The sequence below is a fragment of the Pseudanabaena yagii GIHE-NHR1 genome, assembly GCF_012863495.1.
Lineage (GTDB): Bacteria > Cyanobacteriota > Cyanobacteriia > Pseudanabaenales > Pseudanabaenaceae > Pseudanabaena > Pseudanabaena yagii.
In genome coordinates this window covers 75,017-91,071 of record NZ_JAAVJL010000004.1, presented here as the reverse complement: position 1 = coordinate 91,071, position 16,055 = coordinate 75,017, and the positions used below count along the sequence as shown (strand labels likewise).

The 16,055-nt window shown below is 43.4% G+C and carries 9 protein-coding genes; 2 read left to right on the top strand and 7 right to left on the bottom strand.

Going from position 1 to position 16,055, the window contains the following annotated elements; all coding sequences use genetic code 11:
• Positions 1-192: 192 nt before the first annotated feature.
• From HC246_RS22835 to HC246_RS22820, 4 genes are all read right to left on the bottom strand, one after another.
• The gene (locus HC246_RS22835) at positions 193-6,279 is read right to left on the bottom strand and encodes a methyl-accepting chemotaxis protein (RefSeq protein WP_169365725.1); all 6,087 of its coding nucleotides are present in this window, start codon (positions 6,277-6,279) and stop codon (positions 193-195) included.
• Between the two features lie 39 nt (positions 6,280-6,318).
• Positions 6,319-6,936 carry a chemotaxis protein CheW gene (locus HC246_RS22830; RefSeq protein WP_169365724.1) on the bottom strand — a complete coding sequence of 206 codons (618 nt, stop codon included), beginning with the start codon at positions 6,934-6,936 and terminating at the stop codon, positions 6,319-6,321.
• Positions 6,937-6,948: 12 nt separating this feature from the next.
• Entirely contained in the window at positions 6,949-7,323 is a 375-nt protein-coding gene (locus HC246_RS22825; protein WP_169365723.1) for a response regulator, read from the bottom strand.
• Positions 7,324-7,487: 164 nt separating this feature from the next.
• Positions 7,488-8,705 carry a response regulator gene (locus tag HC246_RS22820; protein ID WP_225903098.1) on the bottom strand — a complete coding sequence of 406 codons (1,218 nt, stop codon included), beginning with the start codon at positions 8,703-8,705 and terminating at the stop codon, positions 7,488-7,490.
• 171 nt (positions 8,706-8,876) lie between these two features.
• On the opposite strand from HC246_RS22820, the gene HC246_RS22815 reads away from it, so the two are divergent.
• Together HC246_RS22815 and HC246_RS22810 are read left to right on the top strand one after the other, a co-directional pair.
• On the top strand, positions 8,877-9,743 hold the full coding sequence (locus HC246_RS22815) for an alpha/beta fold hydrolase (RefSeq protein WP_169365721.1): 867 nt from the start codon (positions 8,877-8,879) through the stop codon (positions 9,741-9,743).
• A gap of 108 nt (positions 9,744-9,851) precedes the next feature.
• Positions 9,852-12,152, top strand: coding sequence for an NACHT domain-containing protein (locus HC246_RS22810; RefSeq protein WP_169365720.1), 2,301 nt, complete (start codon positions 9,852-9,854; stop codon positions 12,150-12,152).
• An 82-nt stretch (positions 12,153-12,234) separates the two neighbouring features.
• Here HC246_RS22810 and HC246_RS22805 read toward each other — a convergent pair whose 3' ends face one another.
• The 3 genes from HC246_RS22805 to HC246_RS22795 all read right to left on the bottom strand — a co-directional run bounded on the left by HC246_RS22805 (position 12,235) and on the right by HC246_RS22795 (position 15,842).
• Positions 12,235-12,513, bottom strand: coding sequence for an HU family DNA-binding protein (locus HC246_RS22805; RefSeq protein ID WP_169365719.1), 279 nt, complete (start codon positions 12,511-12,513; stop codon positions 12,235-12,237).
• Between the two features lie 312 nt (positions 12,514-12,825).
• The gene (locus HC246_RS22800; protein WP_169365718.1) at positions 12,826-15,087 is read right to left on the bottom strand and encodes a transglycosylase domain-containing protein; all 2,262 of its coding nucleotides are present in this window, start codon (positions 15,085-15,087) and stop codon (positions 12,826-12,828) included.
• 296 nt (positions 15,088-15,383) lie between these two features.
• Positions 15,384-15,842, bottom strand: a complete 459-nt coding sequence (locus HC246_RS22795; protein WP_169365717.1) for a hypothetical protein — start codon at positions 15,840-15,842, stop codon at positions 15,384-15,386.
• Between the last annotated feature and the right edge of the window lie 213 nt (positions 15,843-16,055).

Here is a 16,055-nt window from a genome sequence, read left to right as displayed (position 1 = left end):
CTTCTCTTGAGTGTGCTTCGCAACAATGTCAAAAATCTAGCCCTGTTTAAAACAAAAATAAAGGCGGCGCAATGCACCGCCTTGGTAAGGCTAAATATGTAAGGATGGGCGGCGCGAAGAGCCGCCCATCCTTACTAAAATAAATCCTTTCCTTTTTAGGACTATTCGCCGCCTTTATTTTATTGAGACATCCTAAGCTTTGTCATTTGTTACTGGTTTATTAGGATTAGGCTTCTTTTCATCAGGCTTTACTGAAATATTGTCTTGAAATGCTGAAACCTCATCATCTAGATCATCTAGCCCCAGCGCGCCTGAGAGAAAGTCTTCAATTTCTGCTCTAGCTGCTACAGAGTTACTAGAAGTATCTGAAGAATTAGGGTTACTATTGATGGAGTCTAGGCTTGCAGGGGTTGGGTTACTGATATCGTCGATTAGCTCATCAAAGGCGGAAAAGTCAAAATCAAATTGTGATTCGCGATCGTCAGATCCACCATCAGCCAGCATCTCCATTGGATTAGCCATATCCGTCGTATGCTCCGATGGTTCCGATGGTATAGCAGAATTATCCACAGATAGATCTGGGAAGCTTGTCGATAAATCATTGATGCCTGTATCAGACTCATCCATGAGACTATCTAATAAATCATCAGCAAATCCATAGTTAGGCTCATTGGAGTTATCCGATTCTAGGTCATTGAGAAGATTGGAAGGATATTCACCAATGGATAAATCCGCAAGCCCATCAATATTCTGATCGTTGTCAGGTATCGCCTCATCTAACCAATTCTCAGAAAAATCGAAAGGATCATTGTCACCCGAATCTAATGACGCTGAAGATTCCTCATCCAACATGAAGTTGTCAACTTCAGATGTCATTTCATCTAGAGAATTTGCTAGAAATGCTGAAGCTTCGTCATGAGCATCAGATGTGACCATATCTAGAGGATTTTCTGGCGATGCTGAAATCAGATCATGATCTCCTATAGAATCCGATGATAGGGAATCAAAAAATGTTTCTTCTTCCCATTCTGATGTCTCTTCTAAGGAGCCTATATTTTCTGCTGATATTTCGTTTTGGACATCTGCTTGTACAACAGTGAATGCATCACCAGCACTCAGATCTGGCAAATCGTCCCAGTTATCAATGGAAATAGCGTCATCCGTAAGAGAGCTGGAATCCTCTGCACTGCTTTCTTCTAGTAGCATTTCTACAGAGTTAATCGGTACTTCGTCATCCAAGGTTAAGGAATCAAAGTCATCTGAGGTATCTAGATCCATCTCTTCTTCTAATAAAGCATCACCTGAGAAGTCAGGCATTTCAAACTGAGAGCTAGAACTACTAAAAGGATCGGACAGATCGGCAAATTGATCGTGAGATCCTGTATCTGCTGTATCTGCAAAATTAGTATCTGCGATCGCTGCTGGCATATCTGTCTCTGCATTCATATCAGAGAAGTCTGGAAACGCAAATTCAGAAATATCCTCATTAAAATTAGATAGATCTGCAATTTCAACTTGAGGTAATTCTTCCTGTTGTGAGGTGTCAAACTCGATCGCATCCTCAGGTGTAAACTCCTCATCGCTCAGGGATAAGCTAGATTCGTCAAAAATATTGGATGTGTCTGTGATGCCATCACCTAAATTTTCTAAATTGCCTAAATTGCCAATATTAGTCAAATCTTCGGATAGGTCAAAATTAAACTCTGTGGAAGCCTCATCTAAGGATGCTTCTGCTGTTGGCGCGTTTTGTTGATCAGATTCTGAGGCAATCGAAATTTCTGGTACGAAAGCATCTGCTTGGCTAGCTAAATTATCTAGCTCAAAATTATCAGCAAATTCTTCACTTTCTTGATAGAAATTAGATGTATCAAAATCATTAGTAGATGCTTCTAACTGATTAAGCTGATCAGCCATATCCGCATAATCTGCAGATGGATTGGCAAATTCGCCAATATCTTCATAGGCATTTGCTTCAGCAAAGGAATCTTCAAAGATATTATGAGGTGTTTCTAACTCGTCAGAATTCGTTGCATGATCGTCTAGATCAAAAGTAAATTCCTCATTAAATTCCTCTGATGCTGAATCTAAGAAACTATTTGCTTGAATGCTAGTTTCTGGAGCGATCGCAGTTTCTGTAAATAAATAGTTTTGTTGCTCAATGAACTCATCTTCTTCGGATAACTCAGGGAGATCAGCCACATAAAAAGGATCGCCAAAATCTGCATTGGTAGCACTAGACTCTTCACTGGTGGGTTCAAGTTCAAAACTAGGCTCATCGAAGATATTGTGAGCATCATCTAAATTGCTATTGCTAGATTCGGCTGACAAGTTCTCTTGGAAGTCAAATTCAAATTCATCTGGTAATGCCTCCTCTGTAACATCTTCAAGATAAACATCAGGAATAACATTTGGTAAACCAGCGAAGTTTCCAGAATCTTCAGAGTGAGATTCTGGAATATATTCGGATGCGAGATCGGTGATTTGTTCGTTTAGGGCATCTGCCTCTAGGTTGGCAGGTGCTTCAAACTGATCGTAGAAACTATAGTCTTCTTCGCTAGATGGAGTCTCGAATTGAGCATCGGCATGATCTGCGAAACTATCATAGGCTGGCTCTAACGATGGCTCGACAGCATTATAACTAGTTAAGGCTTCTCCAAAGGCTGGATCAAATGGAGTTTCATCAAAAGCAGTATCGAATGTGTCGTTGAAAGCCTCATTAGGAGTGCCTTCTAATGATCCTTCTAGGGATTGAGCAAACTCGTCATGGGATGTGTACTCATCATAACTTTCAGATGGATTAACACTAAAATCATCAACGTTGTAATCTTCAAATTGACCCGATCCGATATCTTCTACTAGGTTATAGGATAGATCTTCTGAAATATTTTCATTGATATTGTCATTCAGATCTTCACCTTGATCATCTAACGTAAATACGTCATCTGTGGCGTAATCACTGGTATCTGTGGTTGATTGCTCCATCGCAAATGGATCAAAGCTTGATTCAACCTCATTAGTTTGCACTGAACTCGCATCAAAGAATGAATTTGAGTTGTCGAGGGTAGATTCGATATCGATTTTGGGAATTTCAAAATCATGATCATCTAAATCAGGAATCGAAAAATCAACAGATGTTGGTAGGTTTGCTAATGACTCTTCAGACAATGGTGATGGATTACCGAAAGCAGTATCTTCCATAAAGGAGGAAGTTGCCGAAATAATGAGGGGATCACTAGAGGCTTCAGAGATCGAGAATTCATCAACACCTTCCATCGGGTTTTTGAGGGCTGAATGCGTTTCTGTGCTTACATCTTCCTGATCTGTAATGCCTTCATCTTCTGATAATTCGTCATAAATTTCATGTCTGAGATCCGCAAGCAGCGATTCTTCGATGACAGAGATATCAGTTAGCTCAGAATAGACATTTTCTGGGGCTTGGGACTCATCATGGGGAGGAGTATCCAAGAAATTATTAGCAGCATCATCCTCTGCCATGACATTTGCTAGAGCATAGTCAAAAGCATTTTCGGAGGCAAAGTTTTCTGAAGTGGAGGCAAAACTTTGCTCTTGGGGCAATGCTACATTTTCTATAGAGTTAACAACTTCAGGGCTGTCTGATAGTGCGTAATCAGTACTATCTTCGTTAATGCGGTCATCCAAAAGGGATTGGAGATATTGATTGTCAGTTGCAGTATTATCTAAATTATCGAAATCCTCAGGCGCAGTATAGGCTTCGGCATTTTGTCCTGATTGAGAAATTGCCACAGCAGTTGCTGCTGCCGCTACCGCGATCGCAGGTACAACTAAGTTACCATTAGCTCCAGTATTGCTCGATTCTGATGGCGCATCGAACAAACTATTGACCTCAGTTTCAGGGCGATCGCTTAAAGCATCAGCATCTACATGTTGAGCATTATTGGTATAAGCAACCCCTTCAGGTAAACGGAAGAATTGAATACCCTGTAGCAATTGTTGGGCTTGATTGCCCATGGCTTCGGCTTGTTGCCTTGCTGCTCTGGTGAGATCCGCCGTGCGATCTGCTAACTGAGCGATTTCACTAATGTAACTAGCTGTAGAACCTGCTGCTTCTGTAATTTCCAGACTAGAGTCAGTGATGGTTTGCCCAATTTGGACAACCTCTTCCGTAGCAATTTGAATGCTGTGAAACGCAAACTGGGAAGACTCTACGCCTGTAGTGAAACCTGAAACTAGTCCGCTTAAATTTTGAACTTCGGCATCAATCGCGGTTACAACGGTTTGGATTTGAGATGTGCGTTGTTGGAGAACGGTTAATCCTTCATTGGTTTGAGTTGCTAAATCATTGACTTGACCTGCGATCGCTTCAAATTCACGCGCAACGCCTGCAAACTGGTTGGGATCTTTTTGTTCTGCCGCCCGCGATGCGACGAGAGTAGCATTGAGTGCGAGAACTTGGGTTAACTGAGCAATTTGCCCTTGATCCTGTACGAACTGCTCCGCTAAGCCTACAAATTCGCCAAGAGTTTTCATCCGCTGCACGATCTGCGCTGAACCCGTCTGCAACACACTGATGCTTTCGGTGAGGTTATCAATGGCAGTCTGTCCTGAGGTAACGGTATCGCGCACTCCTTGGAGGGACTGGTTCGCCACACTTACCTGCTCTGATGATCGCTGAGCGATCGCCGCAACCTGTGCGGTGAGAGCCTGCCCTTGGGCTACAGACTGCGCTTGCTCCGCCGTGTTAAGCACGACTGTTTGGGCAAGTGCTTCGAGATCTGATGCGCCCTGTGCGACCTGTTGAGCTGTCCCCAATACGCTCGAAATAACTTCGATCAGTTTTTCTCGTAAACGATTGAGGGTATCCGCGACTAGTCCTGTGGCGCGATCATTGACTTGCGCTTCAACGGTGAGATCCCCCTCTTCCATTGAGGAGACGACATCTAGTAAATTGCCGACTTCTTCTTCCATCAACTCCGCTTCCGCAAAGCTTTGCTGGATTTGGGCAGAGGTAGTGTCATCTAAGGTTGCCGCTTGGCTTGCTTCACTACGCAGTCGCAATTCACTGGTTTTGGCTTTTTGCAAAGTATTTTTCAGTGATAGCCCTAGCTGATCAATTTCATCCTTGCCCGCAATGTTTATCTTTGTAGCTCCCTGTTGAGCCAAAAAGCGATCGCATTCTTCGGTAAGGGGCTGAAGGCGTTTTTTGAGGGAATTAACAAAACTGAGGATCGCGATCGCTAAAATCGTACTGATACCGATGGCGGCTCCACCAACTAAAATCAGCAACTTGTTCGTAATTTCAGATTCTGGTAGGGATGCAGCTACAATCCAGTCACTGCCTTCAATTTTGCGATATGCCCAGAGATTGCCGCCTGTTTGAGCAATGCCTGTGGGTTGAGCCTTGGCTTGTTGTGCCAAATTTTTGATTGCTTCGGTTGTGGCAGGATTCTGTAACTGTGTTGCCAATTGATCTGAGGATGTGATCACTTTGCCACTGGCACTGACAACGACAAAGCCAACTTTACTCTCACTATTAGCGCTTGCATTAGTACTAGCCACCAAATTATTAGCGATCGCATCGGCATTGACCACACCTAAAACCTTTTGTCCATCAAGGATGGGGCTACTATAGGTGACGATCGTTTTGCCTAAAGCGCTATATGGCTCTGACCAAGCTTCTTTGGACTTGGTAATGGGGGATTTATAAAGGGGACTATTTTGAAAATCGGTACGATTACCCGCTAATAGTTTGTCATTGGGGGCAGGTAACTTCTGGGTAGCGCCTTCGAGCTTGAGTCCTGACTGTTCCTTTAATACATAGGGGACTGTGGGCTTGGGAACTGTAAATAGTAGGTTTTCATTTTGGGCAATGCCTATACCTGCGACTGCCTCTGATTTTGGGAATCCATCAATCACCAGCTTTTGATACTGATCTACCGTTTTCGGTTTGGGTGCTTGTTGGGACAGGGCTTTGGCATTGAGCGCGACTCCATCGGCAGCTTGACGGACGCTGTTGAGCTTGGACTCGATCTGTGTCGATTGCAATTCGGCGGATTGACTAACTTCTCGCTTAGAACTGCTTAGCAATTCTTGATAAAACAAGTATCCTAAACCACCTAACCCTATAAGCGATGTACCAATTGCAATTAGCAATAAACCCAACCCAATAGAGCCTTTTGGTTTGCCCTGTTGGCTGCCCTGTTTGGCTGCTTTGGGGGATTTAGGCGATCGCTGCTTTGAATTTTCCTGTGCGCTCTTGCCTACAGAAGTTGCTGTTTTTGTTTTAGGTGTGCTTGCCATATGCATTCGCTATAGGGAAAGGGTCAGATTTTTGTGGGATTATCCTACACTATACTCACCCCAACGTTGCGGTTGCCAAATATGAGTAGGAATACTTGATAGGATAATTTCAATGGGAGTATACTCGTTCTCCTTAATATTCGCTACTATTTGGTTTATTTTTTTTGTAACAGTAATTGTAGAAATCTCTGATTGCAGTAGATCCAAGGATTTTAAATCTGAAAAATCAAAATTTTGATCGTCACTATTTAGGTATTGATTGCTTTGGTATTCATCAGGAGTGAGGCTCCCAATTACCCGATCTACAACTATTCCCACCCCACTCATTGGTTGTTGATTCAACTCATTGGCAGCTTTACTTAATCTCACTACTGTCAATGATTCTGTGATTAAAGCCCGTTGTTCGCCTATTAATAGTCTTAATAATAGCAAGGGCATAATGGTTGCTTGATGATGGATGACACCAACGATCTCGGCTTCATAAAAAGGCAAAGCTAATATCGCATTACGATCTACCATGATAATTTCTGATACCAAAACATCAGGAAAGGTAACGGTGCGATCACCTGCTTTTGCCAAGATATACCGATTACTGGGAGCAATCAATTGATGCGGCTGTGCGGTGCTAGCTAATGTTTCGGAATCCAGATTGCTCATTATGCAAGGGGGTTAAACAGGTTGGGGCAGTTTCCGTAAGACATCAGATAATGACTCACGGCTCACAGGTTTGGGCAAATAGTCATTTGCCTTAGCGCGTTTGAGTCCATATTCGATTTCTAGCTTGGTGGTTTTCGTGGAGTACAAAATTACATACTGATCAGCAGTCTGACGGTGCGATCGCATTTCACGGAGAAATCGATAACCATCCTGCTCTGGCAACACAATGTCTAAAAAAACAGCCGTGTAATGATTATTGATAATCTTGTCTAAAGCCCCAACTGTTGATTCACATAAATCTACGGTATGACCTAAGTCCTGCAATAAAGAGGCTAATAAATGTCTTTGGGTTGCAGAATCATCAATTACTAAAAAACGTTCGGTCATAGTTTTTTGCCTGTCTGTGTGAATACGATAATTTGGAAGACTTTAATTAAAACAACTAAAATTAATTTAGATCTGGCTTATAACTATTTATGCAGCCTTGGTCAATAATCCGATAAAAATACAAATAGGAAATCAGCAAAATATCTATACTTTAAACCTAGATTTTAAACTAAGGTATCAGTCGATAAAGGGGCTGTTTCTCTTAATAGGTTACGCAATTCATCACGGAACTTTGGTGTATCTGATGACGATCTCGGTTTAGCGAGAAATCGGCAATTTGCCCATCTTGCGCGAAAGTTATTGGTCATGCTGTTTTCCGCAGTGACTAGTACCAGTGCAAGCGAGGCTAGTTCTCGTTGGCGGCGAATTTGTTTGATCAAATCAAAGCCATTTAAACTAGGCATATTGATATCAATAAAGACAATGCTTGGCTTATATTCCAAAATTCTTTCAGTAGCAGCTTCAGCATCGTCCGTAGAACTAACTTGATATCCCCAATTTGTTAGTAAACGCTGCATTTGTTGTAATAACACAGGTGAATCATCAACGATGAAAACCTTTGGTTCATTTTTGTTAACTGTGGGTGTTGTTAATAAATAACGATCAGCTAAGGCATTGTCTGCTCGGCGATCTGGTAATTCCACAATCGAGACAATATCTTTTTGAGCTAATTTATCTAGTAAAAGCGCAGTCCGATAGATTGGTTGCTTAAAAGTATCGGCGATCGCACTGATGCGGTCTTGTCCCGTCGTGACTTTGGCAAACAATGGAAAATTATCATTCCCGACTCTAGCTAATAAATTTGCGGCATCGACAAGTTGGACTACTTGATAGGGATGTTTCACACATTCAAATTTTTGCCATTGCTTAACCTCGTTAGCGATCGCATTTTCCAGCATGGACAAAGGCAAAACTGGTAGGTTAGTTTGTAAATCGCTGGCGGGATACCATACAAAAGAAAACTTATCCTCTAAATGCAGAGCCAGCAAGTTTTCTAAGATAACTTCTTTTAAAACTTCCTTCGTAATATCAGGATATTTTTTGTAAACGTTACTTACAAAGGGATAGCAATAAGGGCGATTGGATTGACGCTGCTCCCAAGCAGGAATGCGTGAGAAATTAATACCTTTATTATTATATTTACGAACTAATGTCGGGATGACTTGACCTTCTTCTTCCGCTAAAACTAATCCCCCTCCTCTGAGTAATAGTTTCCATCGATGGTGTTTGGTCTCTACTTGGATCACTCCAGTAAAGCGACTCATCACACGCATAGCTGCAAGTAGGATGTGTAATGTGGCATTCCTCACTACCTGTCCGTCTGCTAAAGTGTTAGGCACGTTGGTAGACACGAAGTCTGAGTTAGGTAAGGAACCTGTCATAGCAATCATGGTTTTGTCTGGGTGCGCTTGGACAGAACTGGGCAGAAAGAAATATTATAAAAATATTAAAAGTCGGATTAATTCAATCTAGATCGTAGCAACCCCGTACAAATTAGATTGGTGATTTTCGATACATTTTACAAATAAAGCTCTATCAGTATTTAAGCGTAGATGAGTAGCGATCGCCGATTAAAAGTCCTCTGTTTACATGGGCATCCAGGCAATAGTGAAGCAATGCAGACATTTGTCAGCTATTTTCGGGAACGTGGTCTTGAGATGATCGCCCCAGATTTGCGGGGGTATGGTAGTAATCAAGTTCAGGCTGGCTTTACGATGTCGGCTCATATTGAGGATCTCTGGAATTTGCTGATGCGAGATCAAGCGGATCTTGAAGATGGCAAGAGCACGGAGTATTTGATTTTGGGCTGGTCTTTGGGTGGAATTTTAGCGATCGAACTAGCACTACAAAATTTGGCAAATAATCTAGATCCCCGCACAAAACCTAAAATTGTCGGGTTGATTCTTATTGCCACTGCGGCAAAGCCACGGAGTAGTTTGCCAAAAATTGCTTGGTGGGAATATACAAATTTAGTCACTGCCGTGATTTTACATTTGGCTCTATCACAGGTTTTTTCTAAAAGATCAGTTAAACCGCGTTGGCATATTGAGTTATTTGGTAAGCGATCGCTAATCGGCTATTTAATCCAGCAGCATACCGAAACTGCCTATGACCTTATTGCTACTACGGGTGCAAAGGCTTATCTCCAAACTTCGCGCTATGCCCATAGGGCTTTAATGCAAGCGCTGCGACAGGGTTATGATCGCACGCAGGACTTAGCCAAAATTCAAATTCCTTGTTTAGCGATCGCCGCAGAACAGGATCGTCATATCACTGCTGCATCAACTGCTGAGACTGCAAAATTATTGCCAAATTGTGAATTTATTTGTTATCCCCAAACTGCCCATTTATTACCTTGGGAAATAGGCGATCGCCTGTTAGCAGATATTGATGCTTGGATTGAGAAGACCCAGAAATAAAAGCTAAGTTTGGTTTCCCTGCCTTCGGCAGGGAAACCAAACCTTACTCACGAGAGCACGATATTTCTGATAAATTAAATCTACTGGCTTGCTAAATGTCTCTAGCTTATGTTTCCCCAAAAATTTCTGACGCGAATGGCGCAAATCCATCAGCTTTCGGCTGATCAGGAAAGTGTATTCCTCCTAAGATTTGGGGAAAATCGTGAAGATCGTGAAGTTGCTAGCTTTTTAGGAATCTCAGAAGAAGCTTACCGTAAACGCATGGGGGAGATTTACCGCAAGTTTGACATTAGTGGTAAAGGTCCTGGCAAAAACAACCGTTTGTTGCATATTTTGCAAAACTATCTAGATGCAGAAACCACTGCTCAAAGCGATCAAAGCTTTTTGGGAGCAAAGCAGGCGGCTCCTAGCATGACAAATTTTGTCCTAGATATTGACATCGAAGAATTGGTGCAGCAATTGCGATATCGCAGTCGCCAAATTATCCAAGAACGCTGTGCCACGATGCGGGTGCTGGATATGTCCCACCCAATTAGTTTAGAAGAAATCTATACGGGAACCGATGTCTTAGAAAAAATTACGAGTCGTCGGCGCTTGGGGATTGCGGAATTATTAGCTACCTATCATGGACGCGATCGCCTTGGGGCATCAGCGATCGATGAAAGTCGAGTGGCAAGTCTGGATGCCCTGCAACGCTATCGCAAACTAATGCTCTTGGGTAAACCGGGGGCAGGGAAAACCACGCTCTTAAAATATACTGCTCTCAAATGCTCACAGGGGGACATTTTTAGCGATCTAGTGCCGATCTTTGTAACCCTGCGCCAATATGCAGGCTCGGAGTTGCAGCCACATATTTTAGACTACATTGCCCAAGATTTTCGCGCCCATAACATTGGTGATGAGCTAACTCTCAAGCATCTGTTGCAGCATGGCAGAGCGATTTTATTTTTAGATGGTCTCGATGAAGTTCGCGAAGATGATCTGCATCGGGTGCTCGAAGATTTGCGGAGTTTTTCGGAACAGTACTATACCAATCGCTTTGTAATTACGAGTCGATTGGGAGCGCAGGAATATGTCTTTGAGAAGTTTACAGAAGTTGAGGTGGCTAACTTTCAGCCATTGCAGATTTCTCAATTTGCCCAACGCTGGTTTAGTGGCAATGCTCGCCATATTGACCTATTTTTGCGGAAAGTAGAAGAGAATCGTCCAATTCAAGAACTAGCGACAAATCCCTTATTACTAACCTTACTCTGTCTAGTTTTTGATGAGTATGGTGATTTCCCCACCAATCGCTCAGAACTCTATCGCGAAGGACTAGATGTCCTGCTCAAAAAATGGGATGCAAAGCGCAATATTGAGCGGCATCAAATTTATAAAAATCTCTCAATGCAGCGCAAGGAGGACTTATTAGCCCAAGTTGCCTGTACAACTTTCAATCAAGGGGATTATTTTTTTCGGCAGGTTGATCTCGAACGTTATATTACCGATTACATTCGTAACTTGCCCAAAGCGCATACCGACGAGGAGGCACTCCAGCTAGATAGTGAGGCGATTATCAAGGCGATCGAGTCACAGCATGGTTTATTTGTGGAACGCGCCAAGGGTATTTATTCCTTTTCCCATTTAACTTTTCAGGAATATTTAGCCGCAAGGGAACTAGTTTACAATGGCAATCCTGAAACGCTTGCCTTGCTAGCTAGTAAAATTAGCGATCACCGTTGGCATGATGTCCTGCGCCTCGCCGTAGGAATGATGCGCTCCGCCGATGAATTGCTCCAATTGATGAAGGATCAGTGCGATCGCCTCATCGCTGATGATCTCCAACTGCAATACCTCTTGCAATGGGTCAAGCAAAAGGCTGAAGCCATACAGGTCAGCGATCGCATTCAGTCCGTCCGTGCGTTTTATCTTACCCTCGGTCGAGCGATCGCCCAAAGTGATGTCTTAAACTTAGCCAATGTGCTAGCGCGTATTCTTGTCTTAGACCTTGATCTTTGCCAAAACCGCAATCTCAATCTTGATCTTGCCTTTGATCTTGCCCGTGCGCTGGAAACCAAAGATGGTGAAGATTTAGGACTTGATCTGGAATTAGATTTGAGCCTCGCCTTGGAATATGCCCAAGAAATGTCCGATTCGCGCTTAGCCAAAGCTCTCGCTGAGTTAATCAATACTTGCCCCGAAGATGCCGACAGTGATGCTAAATGGCAAGACTGGGCCGCTAATCTGCGACAACAGGCTATTAGCTATCGCAATATTGGTCAAATCTGGAATCTCACCCCCCCGCAACTCGAAAATTTACGTCAATATTGTGAAGCTAACCGTTTGCTGGTCGAATGTTTAGAAAGTGACTGCTATATTCGCCAACCCGTTAGACAGGCGATCGAGCAAAGTTTATTACTTCCAGTTTAAATAGGCGGCGCGATGCGCCGCCCTTTTAAACTGAAGTGGCGGCGCATCGCGCCACCACTCACATTATTTGTATTTTTATAAATTATTCTTCAACTACTTTTTCTTTAAATTGCTTACCAGCTGAAAAAGCAGGAACGCGGGTTGCGGCGATGACCATTTTTTCGCCAGTGCGGGGGTTGCGACCTTCACGTTCTTGGCGTTCGCGTGGCTCGAAGGAACCGAAGCCAACTAAAGTAACGCGATCGCCATCAGCCACAGCATCAACAATTGATTCGAGGGCAGCAGTAACGATCACTTCAATATTCTTTTTAGATACATTTACCTTTTCGGCGATCGCATCTACTAGTTCACCTTTATTCATCGCAATAGCTCCTATGTAGCTTTAATTAATAAGTATTACAAGCATTACCGCAATTTTCGCTTTGGCATAGACAAAGTGAAAATCAAAGACTAAGAAAAGTATGGATTTTGCAGTTTTCAATTTGTCTATAACAATCTGAAAACCGTGATATTAGGAATTTGTGCTTAGTGATTTCCACTGAGTTAATTCCAATTAATTGATGAGACGGAATCAATACTACAGCACCTATGGTAGTCGTCAAGCGCTTTTGACAAAAGTTTCGCAAAAGTTTTTATATCCACAGAAAGAATACGAAGTATTCTTTCTGTGGAATCAACGGACTGCCTGACGCATATAATCGCCCCAAACCCCTGCGGCAACTGCACTTGAGCCTCTTGTTACCCCTTCATCATTGCCTAGCCATACTGCTGCCAATAGATTACGTCGTGGCACTGCACCAATAAACCAAAGATCCCGTCCTTCATCTGTAGTTCCTGTCTTACCAACGACCGTACCTTGGGGAATGGCCGCCGATCGTCCTGTCCCATATTGCACTACCCCACGCATCATATCCACCATCGTGCTAGCAACACCTGCATCAATTACCTGACGGGGCTTAATGAAGGTATTAGCATCAAAAATGACGCGACAGGTTTGGCGATCCTTGGGATTTTTGCAATCAGCACTATCGAGAATGCGTTGGATGGCATGGGGCTTGATATATTTGCCCTCATTGACCACTGTGGCATAGGCTCCGGCCATTTCTAAGATTTTGACCTCATTGCCACCTAAAACCATGTTGCTTGAGGCATCAAGCTTGGCAGTGATTCCCAAAGTCTTTGCCATTTTGACTACATTCTCTAGCCCTGCCCTTTCGGCTACGCGGACTGCGACCACATTCTCGGAGAGGGCAAAGCCGCGATACATATCGATCGCTCCACTACCACCATTGTGACAACCCACAAGCCCCGATAATGCACTACATGAAAAAGCGGTACTAGGGGAAATGCCTTGATCGACAGCCGCAGCATAGCTGAATAACTTAAATGTTGAACCAGGTTGGCGCAGGGCTTGGGCAGCACGGTTAAATTGACTCGACTTATAATCGACACCACCTGTCATCGCTAATATTGAGCCATCGCTAGTATTGATCGTAACGATCGCACCTTGACTAAAGCCATAGGTTCCGCCATCGCGAGCCACGGCATCACGTAAAGCTTCGTCAGAGGCTTTCTGCATAGCGATATCAAGATTAGTCTCAACGATCAGATTCCCTTCCCTTGCAAAATTTTTCCCAAGGATCTCCTCCAATTCATCAAAAACATAGCCATAGTAGTAGGGAGCTACTGAGCCTTGGAGTTTAGTTTTTGCGGCTTCATTGAGAATTAATACCGTGCGCCTTGCCCGATCCGCATCCTTATCGGTAATCATGCCTAGCTCTGCCATACGATTGAGAATGCGATCGCGATATTCGATGGCAAGATCTTTATTCTTAAAAGGATTGATAGTTTCAGGCGAAGGTAAAAGTCCTACTAGGGTTGCGGCTTCTGAGAGATTGAGCTCTGAGGCTTCTTTCCCGAAATAGAGCCTAGCCGCATCCTTGAATCCGTAGACTCCATTACCTGTATAGGCGCGATTTAGATAGAGACGCAGGATTTCCTCTTTGTTATAGGTAAAGGTAAGCTTGATCGCCGCTGCTGCCTCCCGCCATTTCCGACCTGCGGAATCATCGGTTCCCACATAGGTCTTACCGAGTAGGTTGCGGGCTAACTGCTGTGTAATGGTGCTCGCACCCTCTAAACGCTCACCCCGACTACGCACATTTGTGACGATTGCCCTTCCTACACCTACGGGGTCAACGCCAATATTCCAATAAAAAGAAGTATCTTCAGAGGCAATTACCGCATTGGGAATGAATTTCCCAAACTCAGCTAAAGTATTGTATTCCGTATGATTAGCAATATCCGTAGGATCAAGACGTTTCACGCCATCGCCTGCCAAGACTTCTACAGGTCCCTGTTGGGTAACGGGCAAGGGTTTCAGGTCGGGAACGCGCCCCACTTCATAGCCGATCGCTAATACGATTATTCCTGCGATCGCGCCTATGCCAATACCCGTATATTGCACCGTGCGGATATACCAAGGTGGCGGATCAATATATCGAATTGTCGCCGCCTCAGCTAATTCAGGAGGACCTAGTGTGATTTTCATTTTGTGACGTAATGGCACAGACTTGAGCCTTTGCTTATCGCGATAAATGCCATTCGTCGAGTCTTGATCTTGGAGAATAAATTGTGCTTTCTTTTGGGTGCGATCGCGCACTAACTGGGCATGAACTTGGCTCACCAGTGGCGTTTGCACGACAATATCGCATTTACTAGTGCTACGTCCTAATATGTAGCGATCACCTACTAAGTCATAAATTTCGGGCTTATCCTTTTGCGATCGGCGCACTTCTAGCTTGGGGACACGCTCTTTCGGATTAATTTTTAATACCCCATTAACTACCTGCGTCAGTTGATTGATCTGAGTCATCAACTTGGACTTAGGTGGTTTCGGGGACTTAGGCTGGGATGGCGGTTGTGGCGATTTCATAAATTGCTAGGACGTAATTTTTGAGAGCGTGGTTTCCAGTCATGACCTCAAATTTAATTATGCACTGACAATGCTGCAGCAATCCTTTGCCCTGAAGAAAAATCAATAATACGCAGCAATACGCAGGAAAGATTTTTGTGGCGTGGTAAAGTCACGCCACAAAAATCTTTCCTGCGTATTCCTAAGGGACTTGACAAGAAAAAAAGTACCACCGAGTTTGTATGGCTTCGACTTCGCTCAGCCAAAGTTGGCTGAGCGAAGTCGAAGCCGTAGGTACTTTAATTAATCGCAAGTCCCTAAGCTGTGAAATCAAGGATATCAATCTCAATGGGATTTATGGATACTTGGAGTAAATCGCCATATTTAATCTTGGGAATAGGTATGGCAATCACCTCAACTATCGAAGGATTGTGGAAATGCCGAATTTTAGTTTCTGGATGTGGATAATACACCCAGCCATCGTAACTATCGTCGTTATATATAATTAGACATTGTGAAAATGAAAAATCTTCGGGAGGGTGTGATATCGTCCAATTCACCTTACGGAAAGTGAACTGTGGGGTTTTCATGTGGTAGGTATAGGGGGATATGTCCACATTTAAAGTGCCTCTAAAATAAGGCGACAAGTCCAGCCCTAACTCTTGAAATAAAGGTATTTGTGTGGAGATCGTGCCTTGAGCATAGGGGCTATTTGCGCCTTTGCCAGATGCGACCTGATGCCCTTGAATTAGCTTTCCATTAATTTTCTGTGTCATAAAATTTGTCACAAGAATCAAATTCTCACGTACTCCGCAAAACTGATGTAAGTAGCTCAGCATAGTTATAAACCAAACCCAAATTGCTGTTTCGCACGCATAGCGTGCGAAACAGCAATTTGGGTTTTACAGCAATTTTCGATCAAACGAACCACAAGATGTTTTTTGAAAGGCTTGCGACGCAAGCCTTTCAAAAAACATCTTGTGGTTTGG